This window comes from Microbacterium canaveralium (assembly GCF_047238045.1).
Lineage (GTDB): Bacteria > Actinomycetota > Actinomycetes > Actinomycetales > Microbacteriaceae > Microbacterium.
Genome location: NZ_JBDFMA010000003.1, coordinates 2,940,008 through 2,959,994 on the forward strand (window position 1 = coordinate 2,940,008; position 19,987 = coordinate 2,959,994).

Annotated in this window: 17 protein-coding genes and 1 tRNA gene; 7 read left to right on the forward strand and 11 right to left on the reverse strand. The window is 69.7% G+C overall.

Features of this window, described 5'->3' with window-relative positions; genetic code table 11:
• Positions 1-45 precede the first annotated feature (45 nt).
• Positions 46-690, forward strand: coding sequence for a TetR/AcrR family transcriptional regulator (locus ABC271_RS15045; RefSeq protein WP_412925646.1), 645 nt, complete (start codon positions 46-48; stop codon positions 688-690).
• A 20-nt stretch (positions 691-710) separates the two neighbouring features.
• Here ABC271_RS15045 and ABC271_RS15050 read toward each other — a convergent pair whose 3' ends face one another.
• From ABC271_RS15050 to ABC271_RS15070, 5 genes are all read right to left on the reverse strand, one after another.
• Positions 711-1,118 carry an ATP-binding protein gene (locus ABC271_RS15050; protein WP_412925647.1) on the reverse strand — a complete coding sequence of 136 codons (408 nt, stop codon included), beginning with the start codon at positions 1,116-1,118 and terminating at the stop codon, positions 711-713.
• A complete protein-coding gene (locus tag ABC271_RS15055) occupies positions 1,111-1,443 on the reverse strand; it encodes an STAS domain-containing protein (RefSeq protein ID WP_412925648.1) in 333 nt (110 codons plus the stop codon). The genes ABC271_RS15050 and ABC271_RS15055 overlap by 8 nt, the downstream gene beginning before the upstream one ends.
• Positions 1,440-2,630, reverse strand: a complete 1,191-nt coding sequence (locus ABC271_RS15060) for a PP2C family protein-serine/threonine phosphatase (RefSeq protein ID WP_412925649.1) — start codon at positions 2,628-2,630, stop codon at positions 1,440-1,442. Before ABC271_RS15060 ends, ABC271_RS15055 begins: the two co-directional genes overlap by 4 nt.
• Positions 2,627-4,609 (reverse strand): glycosyltransferase, encoded by a 1,983-nt coding sequence (locus ABC271_RS15065; RefSeq protein ID WP_412926177.1) that lies wholly within the window; start codon positions 4,607-4,609, stop codon positions 2,627-2,629. Before ABC271_RS15065 ends, ABC271_RS15060 begins: the two co-directional genes overlap by 4 nt.
• A 65-nt stretch (positions 4,610-4,674) precedes the next feature.
• On the reverse strand, positions 4,675-7,107 hold the full coding sequence (locus ABC271_RS15070) for an OpgC family protein (RefSeq protein ID WP_412925650.1): 2,433 nt from the start codon (positions 7,105-7,107) through the stop codon (positions 4,675-4,677).
• Between the two features lie 275 nt (positions 7,108-7,382).
• Here ABC271_RS15070 and ABC271_RS15075 point away from each other — a divergent pair, with 275 nt between their 5' ends.
• Positions 7,383-7,763: a VOC family protein gene (locus tag ABC271_RS15075; protein ID WP_412925651.1), complete on the forward strand. Its 381-nt coding sequence runs from the start codon at positions 7,383-7,385 to the stop codon at positions 7,761-7,763.
• Between the two features lie 48 nt (positions 7,764-7,811).
• Here ABC271_RS15075 and ABC271_RS15080 read toward each other — a convergent pair.
• A tRNA-Ser gene (locus ABC271_RS15080) sits at positions 7,812-7,896 on the reverse strand.
• A 301-nt stretch (positions 7,897-8,197) separates the two neighbouring features.
• On the opposite strand from ABC271_RS15080, the gene ABC271_RS15085 reads away from it, so the two are divergent.
• Complete coding sequence (locus ABC271_RS15085) at positions 8,198-10,186, forward strand: DUF4012 domain-containing protein (protein WP_412925652.1); 1,989 nt, start codon at positions 8,198-8,200, stop codon at positions 10,184-10,186.
• 56 nt (positions 10,187-10,242) lie between these two features.
• Entirely contained in the window at positions 10,243-11,493 is a 1,251-nt protein-coding gene (locus tag ABC271_RS15090; protein WP_412925653.1) for a DUF2254 domain-containing protein, read from the forward strand.
• Here ABC271_RS15090 and ABC271_RS15095 read toward each other — a convergent pair.
• Positions 11,490-12,389 (reverse strand): HAD family hydrolase, encoded by a 900-nt coding sequence (locus tag ABC271_RS15095; RefSeq protein WP_412925654.1) that lies wholly within the window; start codon positions 12,387-12,389, stop codon positions 11,490-11,492. The genes ABC271_RS15090 and ABC271_RS15095 overlap by 4 nt on opposite strands.
• Entirely contained in the window at positions 12,386-13,654 is a 1,269-nt protein-coding gene (serS, locus tag ABC271_RS15100; protein WP_412925655.1) for a serine--tRNA ligase, read from the reverse strand. The genes ABC271_RS15095 and serS overlap by 4 nt, the downstream gene beginning before the upstream one ends.
• Before the next feature lie 117 nt (positions 13,655-13,771).
• Here serS and ABC271_RS15105 point away from each other — a divergent pair, with 117 nt between their 5' ends.
• On the forward strand, positions 13,772-15,052 hold the full coding sequence (locus tag ABC271_RS15105; protein WP_412925656.1) for a diacylglycerol/lipid kinase family protein: 1,281 nt from the start codon (positions 13,772-13,774) through the stop codon (positions 15,050-15,052).
• Between the two features lie 202 nt (positions 15,053-15,254).
• The gene (locus ABC271_RS15110) at positions 15,255-16,625 is read left to right on the forward strand and encodes a cryptochrome/photolyase family protein (RefSeq protein ID WP_412925657.1); all 1,371 of its coding nucleotides are present in this window, start codon (positions 15,255-15,257) and stop codon (positions 16,623-16,625) included.
• Positions 16,626-16,682: 57 nt separating this feature from the next.
• Here ABC271_RS15110 and ABC271_RS15115 read toward each other — a convergent pair whose 3' ends face one another.
• Together ABC271_RS15115 and ABC271_RS15120 are read right to left on the reverse strand one after the other, a co-directional pair.
• On the reverse strand, positions 16,683-17,108 hold the full coding sequence (locus tag ABC271_RS15115; RefSeq protein ID WP_412925658.1) for an Asp23/Gls24 family envelope stress response protein: 426 nt from the start codon (positions 17,106-17,108) through the stop codon (positions 16,683-16,685).
• Positions 17,109-17,230: 122 nt separating this feature from the next.
• Positions 17,231-17,509 carry a hypothetical protein gene (locus tag ABC271_RS15120; protein ID WP_412925659.1) on the reverse strand — a complete coding sequence of 93 codons (279 nt, stop codon included), beginning with the start codon at positions 17,507-17,509 and terminating at the stop codon, positions 17,231-17,233.
• Positions 17,510-17,605: 96 nt separating this feature from the next.
• Between ABC271_RS15120 and ABC271_RS15125 the strand changes: the two genes are divergently transcribed.
• A complete protein-coding gene (locus ABC271_RS15125) occupies positions 17,606-18,664 on the forward strand; it encodes an LLM class flavin-dependent oxidoreductase (protein WP_412925660.1) in 1,059 nt (352 codons plus the stop codon).
• A gap of 256 nt (positions 18,665-18,920) precedes the next feature.
• Here ABC271_RS15125 and pheA read toward each other — a convergent pair whose 3' ends face one another.
• Complete coding sequence (gene pheA / locus ABC271_RS15130; protein ID WP_412925661.1) at positions 18,921-19,883, reverse strand: prephenate dehydratase; 963 nt, start codon at positions 19,881-19,883, stop codon at positions 18,921-18,923.
• Positions 19,884-19,987: the final 104 nt, after the last annotated feature.

Sequence of the window (19,987 nt, forward strand, 5' to 3'; positions counted from 1 at the left end):
GCAAGAGCCGATCGGTATCGTGGATGCCGGGAAGGCGGTGCGGTCGTGACCGACACGGATACTCGCCCCAAGGGTCGGCCTCGCGATCCTCAGATCCGGGCCAAGGTGCTCCTGGCGGCGCAGCGGGTCTACCTCGCCGGGGGGCTGCCGGGATTCACCTTCGAGGCCGTCGCGCGTGAGTCCGGCGTCGGCAAGCCGGCGCTCTACCGCCGGTGGGAGTCCACGGACGAGCTCCTCGACGACGTCCTCCGCTCGCACGCTCTCGTCCCCACGGAGACATCCACGGGCGACATCCGCGCGCAGCTGATCGACATCGCCCTGGCGACCCTACGCTTGGCGCACTCGGAGGAGGGGTCGTTCGTCCTCCGCGTGAGTTCAGAGCGCGGCTCCGGCGGGGGGATGTTCGAGAGGTACTTCGAGCGGTTCCGCAGCTTCATCCACTCGCAGAACCGTGCGCTCGTGGCCGCGGCCATCGACCGGGGCGAGCTGAGCCGCGACCGTGACCCGGACATCATCGTGCTGTCGATCACGGGCGCCATGCTCGCGGGGACGTTGCTCTCGCTCGCACCCTCGCCGGTCGCGGATCCTGTTGCCGCCGAAGACTACTGCCGCCGCGTCGTGGACGAGGTCCTCGGGGCGGATGCGCGCCCGACGGCGGATGAGGGTCGGTCATCCCGCACCACTCGCTGAAACGGTGCTCGGCCGATGGATCAGGCCGCCGGTCGGCGCACCAGCCGCCACACGTTCCCCCCGCGACGCTCGACCGAGAGCTCGTCGCAGACGGCCGCCGCGATGGCGAGTCCGCGACCGGATTCGGCGAGTGCGTCGACCATCGTCTGCGCCCTTGGGTCGAAGGTCACCGGGGCCGCGCTGTCGCGCAGCGTCGCGCGCAGCTCCTCGCCCGCCGAGAGCTCGACGGAGAGGGAAACGTCCTCGTCGCCGCGCGGACCGTGCACGGCGATGTTCGTCGCGATCTCGATGACCGCGAGAGAGAACAAGCTCAGGTCGAGCTCGGAGATGTGCGCTGCCTGCGCGCCGAGCTCCTCCAGCGCCTCGTGGAGCCCCTCGACGAAGTCGAGTGTCGCGAGGCCCTCTCGCGACACGGTGACCTCAGACACCGTCGAACGCGCTTTCGGCGTCGGGGTAGACGTGGAGGACGCGGTCGAGGTTCGTCAGGCGAAGCACCTGCCGCACCTGTTCGCCCGCGGCCGCGATGCGAAGGTCGCCGCCGGCCACCCGCGTGGCCTTCAGCGCCCCGATGAGCGCACCGAGACCGGACGAGTCGATGAAATCCACCTTCGTGAGATCGACCGCGACCCGCGGTCGGCCGTCGTCGACGAGGTCGGCCACCGCGGTGCGGACCTGCGGAGCGACGGCGGCCGTGAGCCTGCCGTCGAGCGCGAGCACCACGAAGTCGCCGAGGTCGCGGCGTTCGATGTTCATTCCGTTCCTTCCTGGGGCGCGTCGTCGGTGCGCGCCACCACCATCACGGTCACGTCGTCGGTGGCCGTGGCACCGCGCGCGAGGCGGGCGGCCTCGTCGAGGGCGCCCTGGACGCCACGCTCCCGCAGCACGCGCCGGACATGCCCGAGAGGATCCGCCATGTCGAGCACGTCCAGCAGACCGTCGCTGCACACCATGAAGATGTCGCCGGGACGGATCTCGGTGTGTGCGGCGGTCCGCACGTCGGCGAAGCCCATGCCCAGCGGCATCCCCGTCGACACGAGGTGCTCCCACGTGTCGTCGGCGCGGAGGATGTAGCCCAGGCTGTGCCCGGCGTCGACGAAACGGAGCCGACCGGTACTGGCATCCAATTCGGCATGAAAAGCCGTGGCGAACGTTCCGAGGTCGGAGACGTCGGCGTCGAGGAGACGGTCCGCTTCGCGCACGGCCTCGAGCAGATCACGGTCGGGAAGCGTGCGGAGCGACGCGCGGAGCCCGGCGGCCAGGAGCGCCGCCCCGAGGCCCTTGCCCATGACGTCCGCGAGGGTGAACCGCACGCCGCCATCCACGGGGTACCAGTCGTACAGGTCGCCCGAGATCTGCCCGGCGGCGACGGTGACGGCGGCGACCTCGTACCCGGGGAGCTCTGGTGCGCTCCGCGGGCGCAGCGTGCCCTGCAAGGCGACGGCGTCATCCAGCTCGTTCTGGCGCAGGATCTCGGACTGCACCCACCCGGCGAGCTCGCGGAGCAGGTCTTCCTCGCGCTCGTCGAGCACGCGAGGCTGCGTGTCGAGCAGGCACAGCGTGCCGATGCGTTCCCCGCCCCCGGCTTCGAGGGGATGTCCGGCGTAGAAACGCAGATGCGGATCGCCCTCGACGAAGGGGTTGCCCGCCCAACGCTCGTCCTCGCTCGCGTCAGGGATGACGACGGTGCGCCCCTCGCGGACCGTGAAGTCGCAGAAGGCGTCCTCACGCGGTGCCTCCCGGCCGCCCAGACCGATCTCGGACTTACGCCACTGGCGGTCGCGGTCCAGAAGGGTGACGCTCACCATCGGGACGCCGAACATCTCCTGGGCGATGCGCGTGACACGGTCGATGCGCTCATCACGCGGCGAATCGAGAATGCCGAGGCTCTCGATCGCGCGCTGCCGGGCGGCGTCATCGAACGGGGGGACGACGGTGGTCATCTCATCTCCTTCCGGGTCACCCGGCGGGCGTGCTCCGCCAGGCGTTCGGCCTCGGCGACCGGGTCGTATCCCTTGAACGTGGCCGCCTGGAACAGCACACTCAGCACGACCAGGTCATAGATCGCCCAGGCGATGTTGACCGCGGTGCCGATCGGCTCAGCACCGTTGACGAACAGTCGCACGCATCCGGCGATGATGGCCAGGACCAGCAGCACCATCACGACCAGCTGCGTCCTGATCAGGTGCCACTGGGGGCCGTTGTTGCTGGGGCGGGTCTTCGGCGTGACGGCGAAACCCAGGGGAATGCGCAGGACAACGTTGTTGAACGCCGTCGTGCACGCTTTGATCCACACCGGGAACAGGGCGAGGCTGTACTGCTGGCCGCGCCAGGTGGGCGCCCCGCGGGCCGCGATCACGAACAGCAACTGGTTCACGATCATGAACGGGATGAACCGAGCGAAGAACTCGACCGCGTAGGCGTGGACGGGGAGGATGCCGAGCACCAGGAAGATGATCGGCGCGGCGAAGTACACGACGGCGGCGTAGCCCGACAAATAGCTCCACATCGTCGCGAAGTACATCAGGCGCTGCGGCAACGACATCCCCCACTGCACGAGAGGGTTCTCACGCAGGAGCACTTGCATGGTGCCCTGCGCCCAGCGCAGGCGCTGGGTGAGCATGGTGCCGAGATCCTCGGGCGCGAGGCCGTCGGCGAGCAGTTCGTGGTGGTAGACGCTCTTCCACCCCATCCCGTGCATGCGCATCGAGGTCGCCATGTCCTCGGTCACCGAGATGGTCGCCAGCGGCATGACCGGCTGCGCCTCGCCGGCGCGGTCGACGCCGATCGTGCGGAGCACGGCCTGCACCGCCTCGAGGGCGTTCAACGGGGAGAGTTCGCGCGTCGCGAGCGCGGCGACCGCCTGTTCCACGTCGAACGCCTGCTCCTCGGGAGTCGCCCCCGCCCCGGACGGTCCGGCAAGGGCGGCGAGCTCGCGCAGATCGGCTTCGATGCCCGCGACATCGGATGCCACGATCGACTGGGTCGCGGCATCCACCCGGCGATGCAGGCGGTAGGTGACCTCGCCCAGCGGCGCATGCGCGCGGAGCTGTTCGCGCGCCTCCTTCACCGCCGCGGTCACGTCGTCGAGCGCGGCGGCGACGGCCGGGTCGGACGCGGCCGGGTTCGAGCGCGCCTTGTCGATGACGCGGGCGGCGGCGCGCAGAGCGCCCGCGATCGACCGGTCGAGTTCGCGCACGTAGCCGACGATCCCGAGCTGCATGAGCGCTTCGCGGCGCAGGATCGCGTTCGAGCCGCAGAAGAAGGCCGCGTTCCAGCCGTCCTTGCCCCGCTGGATCGGCCCGTAGAACAGCGGCGCTTGGCTACCGAGGGGGTCACCCGTGGCGACGTTGCTGAAGACCTGCGGCGTCTGGACGAGCGCGACGAGCGGATCGTCGAAGTACCCGAGCGTGTGGTGCAGAATCTCGGGCCGCGGGATCATGTCGGCATCCAGGATGAGGATGAACTCACCGTCCGTGGCCTGCAGCGCGTTGTTGATATTGCCGGCCTTCGCGTGGCGCGGGCGGTCGTCCCACTCCGCTCCGCGCGAGATGTACCCGATGCCCGCGGCCTCGGCACGCTCCCGCATCTCGGAGCGACTGCCATCGTCGAGAATCCACGTGGAATGCGGGTAGCGGATGCGCTGCGCCGCCAACGCGGTCGTCATGACGAGGTCGACGGGTTCGTTGTACGTGGCGATGAAGACGTCGACCGTGAGACCCGCAGCGGGGGCCGGCGGCGCCTCGCGACCCCGCGCCTTCCACATCATCATCCCGAACAGGCACACGTCGATCAGGCTGTACGTTTCGGCCACGATCAGCGGAACCGCGATCCACCAGGCATCCCAGTTCAGCGAGAACAACCACCGCCACGCGACGTAGTTCACACCCAGGAGGAGGGTGAGGACGACGACGACGCGCATCAGGAGCAGGCGCCCCTCGCTGATCCGGGTGTCGTCGGTCACGTCATCGATCCTCTCCGCCGAACTCATCGCGGCACCACCCCGAAAAGGAAACGCGTCCGCACCATGACCCACAGCGCCGCCAGCACGAGGATGTTCGCCAGCGTGCCGAGCAGCAGGTTCCCCTGGTTCAGCGCCGGGATGCTCGCGACGATCAGCGCGAAGAACACATGCATCACGAAGACGTACAGAGTGGACTGCCCGAGCGGGACCAGGAAGGCGCCGGTCGCGGCCGCGATGGGCCTCCAGTACGCCGACACCAGCGCGTACAGCGCGACGACGAGGACGAGGACGTTCAGCAGACGCCCGGGAGCGAGGTGCGTGCGCTCGAACAATGCGGCGTAGATACCCCGGAACGTGTTGTCGGAGAGGAGACCGAGGCGGGGGTCGCCCGGCGCCGGCGCGTACGGGTTGTTCCACGAGAACAACATCAACGCCACCGCCACGGCGATGATCGCGACAAGCACCACGCGGCCGAGCCGCGTCGAGAACCACGCGATGATCTCGCGGCGGTAGAAACCTCCGACCATGCCGAGGACGAACAGCAGCTGCCAGATCAGCAACGGGAACGAGTCCTCGAACTGCGAGGGCAGCAGACGGAAGCGCGTCGTGTACCCGATGACGTAGAGGGCGACGCTCGCGCCCACGACCCACGGCCACCAACGGCGCCCGAGCGCCCACAGGATGAGCGGCGAGATGAGCAGCAGCACCACGTACAGGCCCATGACGTTGAACTGCCACGGCCCCATCCTCAGGAGGAGGAAGTCGAGCACCACGCCCGGGTCGACCGGGTACTGCAGGATGCGATCCGCCCCCGCGTACAGGTCGTACACGCGCCCTGTGGCCCCCGGCCCGGCGGCTCCCGTGCCCTGATCGGTGAACGTCGTCACGGACTGACCGTTCAGGAACGGCAGAAGAGCCAAGAAGTACACGAGGACCACGACGACGAGCGCTGTGCGGTACAGCTTCCACGACCGACCGGCAGTGCGGATCACGACCTCGCCGATGCCGCCCGAAACGAGCTTCGGCCGGTAGACCAGGCCGAGGACGACACCGGAGAGAAGCACGAAGAGCTCGGCGCCCGAGACCACGCCGATGAACTCCTGCGTCCCGATCTGCAGGTAGCTCACCAGACCGAGGTGATTCACGACCACGAAGACGATGGCAAGACCCCGGAGCAGGTCGATCCTCGCGTCCCGCGACGGCGGTCCGCTGTAGACCAGGCGGCGGACGGATGCCGAGGAGCGCGCCGCGAACAGCACGAGCAGCGCGGCCACGGCGAAGACGGCGGCGACGACGATCCATCCCCAGATTCCGTCCGCGCGGGTCGTGTCCGCCGCCGAGCCGGTGGCATCGCGAACCGGACCGAGAACGAGGTCAGATGCACGCAGGTCGTTCACGAAGGCCGAGCGCACGGTATCCGACGTCAACGTCACCGACCAGTCGATGACGGTCTCGCCCACGACTCCGCGGGTCGTCGCGGTCTCCTGCCAGATGACCGCGCCGAGGTACGGGACCTGCTGCGCGTCGACGGCGGCCTCGATCTGGCGCCACCACGCCGATTTGACCTCGAGCTCGCTCGGGCCGGGAGCACTTCCGCTGTAGAACGCGGCGGTTTGGATCACGAGCGGACGCTGCGCCGACGGGTATATCGCGGCGAAGTCCGGCGCTCCCGACCCGTCGGTGCCGCGCAGACGCGAGACGAAGTCGTCGGACCCCGGCACGACGTTGCGCGCCTCCACACCGCCCGTCTCGTCGAAGTACAGCGACAGTCCGACGGCATCCACCGCTCCATCGCCCGGGTAATAGGGCGCGTACGGGTCGTCCGCTCGCGTCAGCATTCCGTCGCCGTCGGTGTCGGCTCCCGACTGCGCGGACGTCAGCGGCGCCGGGGCCGCGTAGGGGTAATCCCCGCCCCAGAACGGTGACCAGAGCATCGCAGCCGCAGGTAGCTCGGCGTGCACGACGTCAGCGAAGGTCTGGAACGCCGCGCGGTAGGCATCCGGTCGCTGCCCCCAGGGCCGCCACGTCGTGTTCATATCGGGGGCGAAGCTCACGTAGAGCGGCGCACCCGCGGGCCGCGCGATCTCCTTCAGCGCGGCCACGAAGTCCTCCGCCTGCGCGCGCCCGATGTCCTCGAGCCGCACCGTCGGATTCACCACCACGACCGCGATCGACCCGGCCGCCGCGGTCTGCTGGAAGAACCCCGCGAGGTAGCCCTTCTCATCACCCGTCAGCGGGTAGGGCACCTCGCGCTGGTAGAGGGCGCTCGGCGCCCCCAGCCGATCGGCCTGGTCGGCGACGCTGTCGCTGCCCCACTGCAGGATGGATCCGAAATACGCGCCGGTCGAAGGCACGACGTCGTCGCGACTGTCGTGGGGGGATGCCAGCGCGGGCGTCGCGTTCAGCGCGATCGCGAATAGTCCGATGACGACGGCGAGGACCGAGCGAACCGCCATGGACGATCGGCGGCGTGGTGCTCCCGCATCGAGTTGTCCATCCTGCACGTCTAACCAGCCCCCGTTCTCACCGGTCTTCAGGACCCTACCGAAGGGTCCCGACACGACCGGGGAATCTGTACAGGCAACGAAGCGACGTGGCATGTCCCCGCAATAGACGCCCGCCTCCCCTTCACGAAAGGTGCAGCAGGGCGATCAGATCGGCGAGCAAGCGAAGCGGAGACCGAACCGGTCGGCGCCGGGCCATATGCATGCTCGTTACCTAGCCTGAGCACATGCGCATGCGCCTCGAACTCATCCCCCTCGTCGTCGCGGACGTCGACCGCAGCATCGCCTTCTATCGCGACGTCGTCGGCTTCGACCTGGACCACGACGTCTCCCCCGGCAACGGCATGCGCGTGGTGCAGCTCACCCCGCCGGGATCGGCCTGCTCTATCGCGTTCGGCACCGGAATGGGAGGTTCCGCGCCGGTGAGCAACATCCACCTCGTGGTCGACGACCTGGAACTCACCCGAGCGACCCTCGTCTCGCGGGGACTCGACGTCTCCGGCATCCACGACATGGGTGGCGGTGTGCGCTACGCGTTCTTCGCGGACCCGGATGCCAACTCCTGGGCGCTGCAGGAGATCCGCCCGGGGGCGTCGCTCCCGACGTGACCCCGCCCGGGCCGGCATCCGGGCGGGGTTCGAATAACGCACATTCAGCGGAGGGTGTGGGATTCGAACCCACGGGACATCTCTGCCCACTGGTTTTCAAGACCAGGTCCATCGGCCGCTCGGACAACCCTCCCGATCGTGCGAGTCTACCCAGCCGCGCGGCCGCGCACCGCGAAAGCACACGTCCCGGCCGAGCGCACACGATGCGGTCGACCCGATCGTGAGCGCTCGACCCGATGGTGTGCGCTCGCCGCCCGCCGCACCCCCGAGCCGCCCCACCGAAGCCGCACCCGCGCCGGAGCACCCGCGCCAGAACCCCGGCGGCGGAGCACCCGCGCCAGAACCCCGGCCGCACCCCCGGCCCCCGCGGTCACCATCTCGCCCGTTCACGGTGCCGTGAGGAACGAGTCACCTCGCGCAGTTACGATCTGGGCGTGACCGTGGGGACAGTGCCGGGCTCTCGCGCCGACAGCCGCGCGCGGCGACGCGCGTCGACCGCGCACCGCGCGACCGATCTGACGGTGCGGCGCCCGGTCGCGCGCCACGCCGCACCGGACGCCGCGGCGCAGAAGTGGCGCCGGAACACCGGCCTCGCCCTGGCGGCCGTGGGCGGACCGCTCACGGTGATCGTGTTCGCCGCGCTCATCGCCGCCGGAGCCTTCGCCTGGCAGGTGATCCAGGTACAGGACGACCTCGAGGGCGCGATGGACCAGTCGAAGGTGCTGATCCAGGCGGCCGCGAGCGGGGATGCCGCCGGCATCCAACGGTCCGGCGAAGACATCGTCGCTCGCGCGCAGCGGGCGTACGATACCGCCCAAGGCCCCCTGTGGGATTTCGCGGCGGACATCCCGGCGGCCCGGACGAACGTGCTGGCCGTCCGCGGTGTCACCGAGATCGCTCAGACGGTCACCTCCCAGGTGCTCCCCCCGCTCATCACGACGATGTCCGCGGCGAGCGACGGTTCCGGCGGCGGGTCGGGGATCAACCTCGCACCGTTCCTGCACGCCGGGACGGTGATCCCGACGGTGCTGACGTCGTTCGACGAGGCATCCCGGATCGCGACGAGCATGGATCGCACCGGTGTGCTCCCGCAGATCTCCGCCCCCGTCGATCAGCTCGTGCGCGCCATCGATCAAGCCACCCCCGTCCTGCTGACGGTCAACGCGCACCTGCCCGAGCTCCTGCGCGCGGCGGGCGCCGAGCGCCCCATGCTGTATCAGCTCATGATCCAGACACCCGCCGAGATCCGGGCGACCGGCGGCGGCGTCGCCCAATGGCTGGTGCTGAAGGTCGACGACGGCAACGTCGACATGCTCAGCCTCGACACGGGCACCGACCTGATGTATTCGCTGCTCCCCTCCGTCGGCTTCGACACCGAGAACGGTTCGCTCATCCCCCTGCCCTGGCAGACGAGGGCTCTGTACCCGCCGGAGCTGACGAACTGGTCGTCGAACTTCACCATGACGCCGAACTTCCCGACCGCGGTCGAGCTCTTCCAGGCCACGCGGGCGTGGACGGACAAGCCGAAGTTCGACGGGGCGTTCTCCATCGATCCCGTCGTGCTCGCGCATCTTCTCGAAGCGACCGGTCCGATCACGCTCGCCTCCGGCGAGACCGTCGACTCCCAGAACGCGGGAGCGAAGCTCATGAGCGAGCCGTACGAGCGTTTTGGCATCGACAACGCGGCCATGGACCGGTACTTCAGCGAGATCAGCGCGAGCATGTTCAGCAAGCTCACCGGGCGCCAGTGGGACATCGGCACGATGTGGACGCAGATCGTCCGCAGCGCCGACGAGGGCCGCATCTTCGCGTGGTTCGACGACGCGGGCCTTCAGAACCTGTCCCATGAGTACGGCCTGGACGGCACGCTCCCGACGGACAACCAGGATGCCACCCAGCTCGGCATCTACTTCAACGACTACTCCATCGGGAAGCTGGAGTATCACCTCACGTACTCCCAGCACGCGAGCTGCAGCGCCGACGATCGGACGATCACCGTCTCGATGGAGCTGCACAACAGCATCACGGATGCCATCACGAGCGGCTACACCCTGGGCCTGCGCAACATCGAACGTGAGATCCCGCTCCGAACGATGATGCTCGACGTGTTGTTCTTCGCCCCGCCCGGCGCGGAGATCGTGTCCGTCGACCCCGAAGAGGGCGACCGGTGGGACTCGACGTTCCACGATCGCTCGGGGGTGGACCACGGGAATTCCGCCGAGAGCAGGACTCTGCTCCTCGCCGAGGGGCAGACACGAACGGTCTCGTACACGGTGCAGCTCCCCGAGGGCGACCTCGGTCCCCTGGAGCTGCGTCACACCCCGGGCGCGAACGACACCGCCGTCACGATCGACGCGAACTGCGCCCCGCTCTTCCGCAGTCCCGAGGGGTCGAACAACATCCTGCTCTCCGCGATCGGCTGAGAACCGGGCGGGGCAACCCCGTCACCTCCGCTGCGGGCGGTGGCTAACGTCAGGGGATGACGACGAACCGCGGGTCGCTGGCATCCTTCTTCCTCCGCCTCGGGAGGCAGGTGTGGGTGCGAGCCGCGCTCTTCACGTTCATCGGCATCGCGATCGCCCTCATCGCCGGTTTCCTCGGCCCGCTCCTCCCGTTCGACGTCACGATCGATCTCGGGCAGAACGCCGTTGGGTCTCTGCTGCAGATCATCGCGACGGCGATGCTGACCGTCAGCACGTTCTCGGTCACGGCGATGGTCACCGCGTTCTCATCGGCGACGACGACGGCGACCCCACGTTCCACTCCCCTGCTCATCGCCGATCCGACCTCGCAGAACGCGGTGTCGACGTTCGTCGGCGCCTTCACCTATTCGCTCGTCGGCATCGTCGCGCTCTCCACCGGGTACTACACCGAGCAGGGGCGGACGATCCTGTTCATCGGCACGCTCATCGTGATCGGCATCGTCGTCTTCACCCTCCTGCGGTGGATCTCGCACCTGTCGACGTTCGGGCGCATGGCAGACGTCATCGACCGCCTCGAGAAGGCAGCGACCGACGCTCTCACCGCCTACGGCGCGGCCCCGCTCCTCGGCGCACGCCGGCTGACGTCCATTCCGCCCGGGGCTCGACCGATCCACAGCGACGGTGTCGGATACGTCACGCATCTCAACGTGTCCGCGCTGAACCGGATCGCGGACGCCCACGACCTCCGGGTCTACGTGGTGGCCGCGCCCGGCCGCGTCGCCGACGCCCGGACGCCGCTCGTCCGGATCGAGGGCGCCGTGGACGATCGCGTGATCTCGCAGGTACGCGGCGCCTTCCGAGTCGAGTCCCATCGGTCGTTCGAACAGGATCCGCGGTTCGGGGTCATCGCGCTCACGGAGATCGGGAGTCGGGCACTCTCCCCCGCCACGAACGACCCGGGGACGGCCATCGAAGTGATGGCCGCGCTGCAGCGGGTCTTCACCCCCGCACTGACGGCAGACCCCGACGACGAGGTCCACTACTCGCGCGTGTTCGTCACCCCCACGACCCTGGGCGAACTGATCGACGATGCGTTCCGCCCGATCGCCCGCGACGGCGCCGGCAACATCGAGGTGCACGTGCGCCTCCAGAAATGCCTCGCCTCGCTGGCGGCAGCCGCGCCCCGCCACGCCCACGAGTTCCGCGAGGCCGCCCGCGCGGCGTCCGCGCGCGGTCGTCGCGGGCTCGATCCCACCGACGCGAGAACGCTGAGGACGACGGTGCGCGAAGCGTGGAGCGGGGTCTAGAGGTCGCGGAGCACCGCCGCGACGCCGCCCTCGGACACCGACAGGCCCACCTCACCGGCCGCCTCGTGCACCTCGGGTGGCCCCTGTCGCATCGCGATCGCGCGGCCTCCGTGCGACACGGCCCACTGCATCATCTCGATGTCGTTGCGGCCGTCGCCCATGACGAGGACGTTCTCGGGCGGGATGCCGAGCCAGTCACGCACCAGTTCGAGGGCGGTGGACTTGTTCACGCCCTGCGGCGCGATGTCGAGCCACGCCGTCCAGCCGATCGCGTACGACACCTGGCTGAGACCGATGCGCTTCACCAGCTCGAGGAAGTCCTTGTCGGTCTTCTCGGGGGCGACGACGACGACGCGGCAGACGGGCTGATGCGACAGTTCCGCGAAGCTCACGCGGTTCGCGCCCTGCAGGTTCCAGTCGTCGAGATAGTCCGTGAAGAGGCGCTGCCCGTCGGGCAGCTCGACGAGGAAGTGGGCGTCGCCGAGGTGCTCGCCGAGCAGCGTCAGAACCTCGGTCGGGTCGAACGTCTCGACGTGCGCGCGCTCGTATCCGGTGGCATCCGGCCCGCCGATCCGGCGCATCACGATGGCCCCGTTCGAGCACACCGCGTATTCGGGGTGGATGCCGAGGCGCCCCATGACCGTGTGGGTGCTGTCCCAGCTGCGACCGGTGGCGAGCATGACCTCGTGTCCCTGGTCTTGCGCGTGGCGCACGGCATCCACGACTCCGGGGCTGAGCGACTCGTCCTCGAGGAGGACGGTGCCGTCGATGTCGAGCGCGATAAGCATGCGTCCAACTGGGGCCGTACGGGCGATGTCGTCGACGACCGCGGCCGCCTCGTGCTGCGTCTCCGCGTCGACGTCACCGACGCGGGGCAGGGCGGCCTCGTCGGTCACGCGATGGGCTCCATCACTTCGAGGCCGCCGAGGTAGGGGCGCAGTACTTCCGGCACCGTCACCGATCCGTCGGCGCGCTGGTGCGTCTCGAGCAGCGCGACGATCCAGCGGGTGGTCGCGAGCGTGCCGTTGAGGGTGGCGACCGGCTGCGTCTTGCCGCCGTCGGCGGGGCGGAACCGCGTGTCGAGGCGCCGCGCCTGGTAGGTGGTGCAGTTCGAGGTGCTCGTGAGCTCGCGGTAGGCGTCCTGCGTGGGAACCCAGGCCTCGATGTCGAACTTGCGCGCGGCACTCGACCCGAGGTCTCCGGCGGCGACGTCGATCACGCGGTACGCGAGCCCGAGGTCCTGCAGCATGCCCTCCTGCATCGCGACGAGGCGGTCGTGCTCGGCCTCGGCATCCGCCGGGTCGGTGTAGACGAACATCTCGAGCTTGTTGAACTGGTGCACGCGGATGATGCCGCGAGTGTCTTTGCCGTACGACCCGGCCTCGCTGCGGTAGCACGTGGACCATCCGGCGTAGCGCTTGGCGCCGCGCTCGAGGTCGAGGATCTCGTCCATGTGATACCCGGCGAGGGGCACTTCGCTGGTGCCGACGAGATACAGGTCTTCCTTGTCGAGGTGGTACACCTCGTCCGCGTGCTGGCCGAGGAAGCCGGTGCCGCGCATGACCTCGGGGCGCACGAGCGTCGGCGGGATCATGGGCGTGAACCCGGCCTGCAGCGCCCGGTCGAGCGCCAGGGTCATGAGCGCGAGCTCGAGCCGCGCGCCAATGCCGGTGAGGAAGTAGAACCGGCTGCCCGAAACCTTGGTGCCGCGCTCCATGTCGATGGCACCGAGCTTCTCGCCGATGGCGAGGTGGTCGAGCGGCTCGAAGTCGAACGTCGGGACCTCGCCGTGCGTGCGGAGGGTCACGAAGTCCTCTTCGCCGCCCGCGGGCACGCCCTCGAGGACGATGTTCTCGATCCGCGACAGGGCTTCCTCGGCGGCCTCCTCGGCGACGGTCACCGCGTGCTGAGCGGACTTGACCAGCTCGCTGAGCTCCTTGGCCTCGGCCACGAGCGCGGGCTTCTCGTCCTTCGGCGCCTGCGCGACCCTCTTGCCGTGCGCGTTCTGCGCGGCCCGCAGTTCTTCGAACGTCGTGATCGCGGCGCGGCGATCGCGGTCGGCGGCGATCGCCGCGTCGACGGAGTCGGGCGACTCCCCGCGCGCGATCTGGGACCGCTTCACCAGTTCGGGATCTTCACGCAGCAGAGTCAGGTCGATCACGCGTCCATCCTACGGTCGGCCTCGGGGCGACATCCGCGCCATGGCGCTCGGGACGGCGCCGGTCAACCCCGCGGATCGACGGAGATCGGCGACGTTCCGGGTCCTAGGGTGGATGCCATGGCCGACCCCCAAGAACCGCGCGACGACGCGGACGCCCCCGTCTCCCCCGAGGCCGAGCAGGACCGGGCGGCGTCGGAAGGCTCGCCCGAGGATTTCCACGAGGCGACCCTGCGGCAGGAGGACGAGCCCGACACCGTCGCGGTCGACGAGCCCGACCCCAAGGATGCAGCCGAGCCCGACGATGTCATCCACGAGCCGGGCGACGTCGACTCCGACACCTCCGACGGCACGTCCGGCGAGGCGGTGCGTGTCTCGCCCGACGGCGACGACGCCCCGATGGATGCCGAGCCCACCGACAAGAAGCGTGCGGCGCTCGTCTACAACCCGACGAAGGTCGACCCCGAGGTGCTGCGTCCGCGCGTGAGCGAGCTGTCCGCCGAGGCGGGATGGGCCGAGCCTCTGTTCTACGAGACCACCGTCGACGACCTCGGCGACCTCGCGACCCGCGCCGCCATTGAAGAAGAGGTGGATGCCGTGCTCGTCGCCGGCGGCGACGGCACCGTCCGCGCCGTGGCCGAGGCGCTGACCTCCACCGGCATCCCGCTGACGATCGTCCCCAGCGGCACCGGCAACCTCCTCGCCCGCAACCTCAACCTGCCGCTCGACGACGCCGACGCGATGATCCGCGCGACCTTCGACGGCAAGGTGCACCCCACCGACACCGGCATCGCCCGGATCCGCCGCGCCGACGGGACCGTCGAAGAGCACGGCTTCGTCGTCATGGCGGGGATGGGCCTGGATGCCGCGATGATCCAGAACACCCGTCCCCAGCTGAAGAAGTCGGTGGGATGGGTGGCGTACGTCGACGGTGCCGCCCGGTCGCTCGTGAACGCCAAGCCGTTCCGCGTCATGTACCAGCTCGACGGACACGGACACCGCCTGCACTCCGCAAAGGTGCAGAGCGTGCTGTTCGCCAACTGCGGCGCACTGCCCGGCGGGGTGGCACTGATCCCGGATGCCTCGATCGCCGACGGCGTGCTCGACGTCGCCGTCATCCAGCCCAGCGGCGTGTTCGGCTGGCTCGGCGTGTGGCGCAAGATCTGGTGGGACAACTCCGTGCTGCGCCGCTTCCGCGCCGGCCGCCGCGTGCTCGAACGGCGTCGCGACTCCTCGGTGCGGTACCTGCGGGGAAGCGGCATCGAGCTGGCGACCGCACCGGCGCAGCCGATCGAGCTCGACGGCGACGAGTTCGGCGAGGCGACCCGCATCTACACGCGGGTCATCGAGGGCGGCCTGCAGGTCAACCTCCCCGCCGGCCACGACACGTCCGGGCTGTAACCGCGTCAGCCCGCCCGTGGTTCGGACGTCGAAAGCACACGATCCGGTCGAACGCACACGATCGGGGCGTCCCGAACGTGGGCGCTCGGCCCGAACGTGGGATTTCGGCGACCCCGCGGCGGCGGGCGACGCGACGGCGGGCGACGCGGCGCAGGGCTGTCAAGCCCGGCGCCGCAGAAACCCGGCTGGATAGCGTCGCTGCATGGCTTCTCCGTCTCTCGTGTGGTTCCGCGACGACCTGCGGCTGACCGACCATCCGGCTCTGCGCGCGGCGCTCGACCGCGACGAACCGGTCATCGGGCTGTACGTACTCGACGTGGAATCCGACGGCGTCCGCGAGATCGGCGGGGCGGCGCGCTGGTGGTTGCACCACTCGTTGGCATCCCTCGCCGAGCGCCTCGAGGAACGCGGCTCGACGCTGGTGCTGCGGCGAGGACGCGCCGCCGACGTCGTGCCCGCGGTGGTCGAGGAGACCGGTGCCGGCGCGGTGTTCTGGAACCGGCGGTACGGCGGCCCGGAGCGCGACATCGACGCGGGCATCAAACAACGGCTGCGGGACGACGACGTGACGGTGGCGTCGTTCGCGGCGAACCTGCTCTTCGAGCCGTGGACCGTGCGCACCGGCTCGGACACTCCGTACGGCGTCTACACGCCGTTCCGCCGCGCAGTGGAGAAGATGCCCGCACCGCGGGCGCCCCTCCCCGAGGCTCGCATGATCGCGGGGCCGTCGCAGGCACCCGAATCCGACGACCTCGACGCGTGGGGGCTGCTCCCGACGAAGCCCGACTGGGCCGGGGGCCTGCGCGAAACGTGGGAACCGGGCGAGCCGGCGGCTCTCGCACGGCTGCGGGAGTTCCTCGACGACGACCTCGGCGACTACGCCTTCTCGCGGGATGCCTTCGCGGGCGGCGCGACCTCGAACCTGTCGCCGCGCCTGCGCTGGGGTGAAATCAGCCCCTACCAGGTGTGGCACGCGACGCTGGAGCATCGCGGATCCGGCAAGCACGCCGAGTCGGCGACAGGGTTCCTGTCCGAGATCATCTGGCGCGAGTTCGCGTGGCACGTGTTGTTCCACTCCCCCGACCTCGCGACGAAGAACTGGCGCGAGCAATACGACGCGTTCCCGTGGCCGAGACTGAACCGCGGACACCTCGAGACGTGGCAGCGCGGCGAGACGGGGATCGCGGTCGTGGATGCCGGGATGAAGCAGCTCTGGCACACCGGGGTCATGCACAACCGCGTGCGCATGGTCACGGCATCCTTCCTCACCAAGAACCTGCTCATCGACTGGCGTCACGGTGAACAGTGGTTCTGGGACTGCCTGGTCGACGCGGATGCCGCGAGCAACCCGTTCAATTGGCAGTGGGTCGCGGGATCGGGGGCGGATGCCGCGCCGTACTTCCGCGTGTTCAACCCCGAGACGCAGCGGGAGAAGTTCGACCCGCACGACGAGTACGTCCGCCGGTGGGCACCGGAACACCTCGACCGGGGCGCACCCGAGCCGATGGTCGACCTGAAGGAAACGCGTCAGCGGGCGCTCGACGCGTACGACCGCGTGCGTCACGGCGGGTGAGGCCGCGAACGCGAGAAGGGCGCCACCCGGAGGTGGCGCCCTTCGTCACGAGGAACGTCAGCCGACGCGGGTCTCGACGACCTCGTCCTCGTCGTCGTCGCCCGGGATGAAGACGTCGACGACCGTGACGTTGATCTCGGCGACCTTCATGCCGACGAGTTCGGTGATGGCCTGGTGCACCGCGGCGCGGACGTTGGAGGCCACACGCTGCAGCTGCTCGGGGTAGTCGACCTGGATGGCGATGTCCGCGGCGACCTCGGTCTCGCCGACCTCGACGCTCACGCCCTGCGCGTAGTCCTTGGCGCCCACGGCCTGGCGGAGGTTGCCGATGACGCGGGCGGCGCCGCCCCCGAGAGCGTGCACGCCGGGGACCTCGGCCGCGGCGATGCCGGCGACCTTGGCCACGACGGCATCCACGATGACGGTCGAGCCGCCGTCCTTCGTGATCGAGGCGGGGGTGGTGGTGGCGGTGTTCTCAGCCATTGCGCTTCCTTCCGTGATCTGCGGAACCCTGTGTTCCGCGAAGTCATAGGGAAGACGCTGCGGGTGACCCGTTCGTCACGCGTTTGCTGCTGAGAGAACCCTGAGCGTCCCCACTCGCCGCGTCATTCGTCGAAGAAGCCTCCGAACGGGACACCGGGATCGCCGCCGTCCCGTTCATCGAACTCGACGGTTTCGGTCGAGAACGCCACGGACGTCTGGGGCGAGAACAGCACGCTCACCTCGCGATTGCCCACGACGACGAAGGATTCGAACCGGCCGCCACGCTCCACGGCGCTCTCGATCCTCCTCTTCAACGCCTCGATGTCCTGCCCCTGCGCCAACGCGAAGACGGCGTCGTTGACCGCCATCTGCGTCCGAACCATGGTGTGGCCCCCATCCATGCGAGCGACGGTAGGTCGAACCGCCGCCGTCGCTGAGGGGGTTGCGATCCCCACCGGATGCGGAATACTGCCGCCGCCCGACGGGTTGCGGTTGACGTGAACGATGCGATCCCCTCCCTCTCCGTTCTCGACCTCGTCCCCGTGCGCACCGGGCAGAGCAGTGCGCAGGCGGTCGCCGCCTCCCTCGACCTCGTCGAACGCGCCGACCGGCTCGGCTACCGCCGCTACTGGTTCGCCGAGCACCACAACATGCCCGCCGTCGCCTCCACGGCGCCGCCGGTTCTCATCGCCGCCGCCGCCGCGCGCACCGCGCGCATCCGCGTCGGTTCGGGCGGAGTCATGCTGCCGAACCACTCGCCGCTCATCGTCGCCGAGCAGTTCGCGGCGCTCGAGGCCCTCGCCCCGGGCCGCATCGATCTCGGCATCGGGCGAGCCCCGGGGAGCGACCCCGTCATCACGCAGCTCCTGCACCGATCCGGCACGACGAGCGACGTGTCGCGCTTCCCCGACCACGTGACGGACATCCTCGCGCTCACCTCCGCCGACGGCGCGACGGTGCGGTTCACCTCGGGCACCGAGTACCAGGTGAAGGCGACACCCCTGGCATCCGGGATGCCTCAGGTGTGGCTGTTGGGCTCGAGCGACTACTCCGCGCAGCTCGCCGCCAGTTTCGGACTCCCGTACGTCTTCGCCAACCACTTCGCCGGCGAGGGTCTCGAACACGCGCTGCGCCTGTACCGCGATCAGTTCCAGCCGAACGAGTCGGGCGACGGGCCCCGCACGTTCGTGACGGCCAACGTCGTCGCCGCTCCCACCGCCGAAGAGGCCGAGGATCGCGCACTGCCGCAGCTGCGGATGATGGCGCGACTGCGGACGAACCGTCCGCTCGTGCCCCTCGAGACGGTCGAGCAGGCCAAGGCCGACCCGTTCGACGCGATGGCCGAGTCGATCATGGCATCCAGCCGTCAGAAGTGGTTCGTCGGCACCGGAGACGACGTGCGCGCCCAGCTCGCGGCGTTCGCGGCTCAGTACGACGTGGACGAGATCATGCTCTCTCCGGTCGCCGGAGCCTACGACGGCGAGCCGCTGGACTCCGCCGGCGGTCGCGCGCAGACGCTCGAGCTCGTCGCGGCTCCGGCCGCCGTCGCGGCCTGACCCTCCGGTCCTCGGCGCCCGCGTTCCCGCGCGCCCGCGTTCTCGCGCGCCCGCGTTCTCGCGCGCCCGCGTTTCTCGCCGAGACTTCATCGCGCCGACATCTGCGCTGCAGCCTGCAAGGGAGATGTCAGCACGATGAAGTCTCGCGGGATGGGGGGGCACCAGGCGGGCGGGGCACCGGGCGGGCGGGGCACCCGGGCGGGCGGGGCACCCGGCGGGCGGGAGCCTGAGGGGCGGGCGGCAGTGCGGTCCGGGGTCAGGACTCGGGTTCGCCGCTGAGCAGGCCGCGCAGCCAGTCGCGCGCCTCGACGAAGACGTCGTCGGAGTAGCGCTGCGGGTAGCGCACGATCGCGCGATCCGCGCGGGCGTACGAGCCCAGGAAGATCACCTTCGGGCTGAACCGCCGCAACCCCAGAAGAGCGTCGGCCATCCGCTCGTCGTGCACGTGCCCGTCGGCGTCGATCACGAACCGGTAGCGACCGAGCGCATCGCCGATGGGCCGGGATGCCAGCAGACTCAGGTTGATGCCCCGGGTGGCGAACTGCTCGAGCAACTCGAGCAGAGCACCCGGGTGATCCTCGGGGAGTTCGACGATGAGCGACGTCTTGTCGGCGCCGGTCGGCGGGGCGGGCGCCACCGTGCGACTGACGAGCACGAAACGCGTGACGGCGTTGGGGTTGTCGCCGATCTCGTCCGCCAGCACCTCGAGATCGTGGTGCCCGACGATGCCCGGCGCGGCGATGGCGGCATCCGCCCCGCTCGTTCCGTCGAGGACTCCGAGGGCGCTGGCGACGTTGCTGGCCGCGGGGAGGTGAGCGTGCGCGGGGACGTGGTCGCGCAGCCACCGGAGGCACTGACCGTACGCGACGGGGTGAGCCGCGACGAGGGACACGTTCTCCAGGGTCATGCCGGGGCGCCCGACGAGCACGAAATTCACCGGGACGAGGTATTCGCCGACGATCCGCAGGCCCGGCACCGTGGCCAGAGCGTCCTGCGCCGTCGAGACGCCCCCGTCGACGGAATTCTCGATCGCGATCATCGCGGCATCCGACCGTCCCTCCACGACGTCGGCGAGCGCTTCGCCGACGTTGCGCACGGGTCGCCAGATCTGGTCGCGTGCCTCGGGGACCTGGGCGAGGGCGGCCTCGGTGAAGGTTCCTGCCGGGCCCAGATAGCTGTAGGTACGGCGAGGGGGCGCGGTGGCGGTGTCGGGCAGCACCGGCTCAGCCTAGTCCTCCCCCCGAATCGGACCACTCGTCGCGTCGCAGGGGACCACCTCGCGGGTGAAGAGAACCACCGGAATAGGGGGTCGATGCAGCGGCA

What these genes read in the sequence shown, in the direction of transcription:
- ABC271_RS15055 (WP_412925648.1), bottom strand. Translation starts at nt 1,443, where the DNA reads ATGAACATCGAACGCCGCGACCTCGGCGACTTCGTGGTGCTCGCGCTC.
- ABC271_RS15060 (WP_412925649.1), bottom strand. Translation starts at nt 2,630, where the DNA reads ATGACCACCGTCGTCCCCCCGTTCGATGACGCCGCCCGGCAGCGCGCG.
- ABC271_RS15065 (WP_412926177.1), bottom strand. Translation starts at nt 4,609, where the DNA reads ATGCGCGTCGTCGTCGTCCTCACCCTCCTCCTGGGTGTGAACTACGTC.
- ABC271_RS15070 (WP_412925650.1), bottom strand. Translation starts at nt 7,107, where the DNA reads ATGGCGGTTCGCTCGGTCCTCGCCGTCGTCATCGGACTATTCGCGATC.
- ABC271_RS15075 (WP_412925651.1), top strand. Translation starts at nt 7,383, where the DNA reads ATGCGCATGCGCCTCGAACTCATCCCCCTCGTCGTCGCGGACGTCGAC.
- ABC271_RS15090 (WP_412925653.1), top strand. Translation starts at nt 10,243, where the DNA reads ATGACGACGAACCGCGGGTCGCTGGCATCCTTCTTCCTCCGCCTCGGG.
- ABC271_RS15105 (WP_412925656.1), top strand. Translation starts at nt 13,772, where the DNA reads ATGGCCGACCCCCAAGAACCGCGCGACGACGCGGACGCCCCCGTCTCC.
- ABC271_RS15110 (WP_412925657.1), top strand. Translation starts at nt 15,255, where the DNA reads ATGGCTTCTCCGTCTCTCGTGTGGTTCCGCGACGACCTGCGGCTGACC.
- ABC271_RS15115 (WP_412925658.1), bottom strand. Translation starts at nt 17,108, where the DNA reads ATGGCTGAGAACACCGCCACCACCACCCCCGCCTCGATCACGAAGGAC.
- ABC271_RS15120 (WP_412925659.1), bottom strand. Translation starts at nt 17,509, where the DNA reads ATGGATGGGGGCCACACCATGGTTCGGACGCAGATGGCGGTCAACGAC.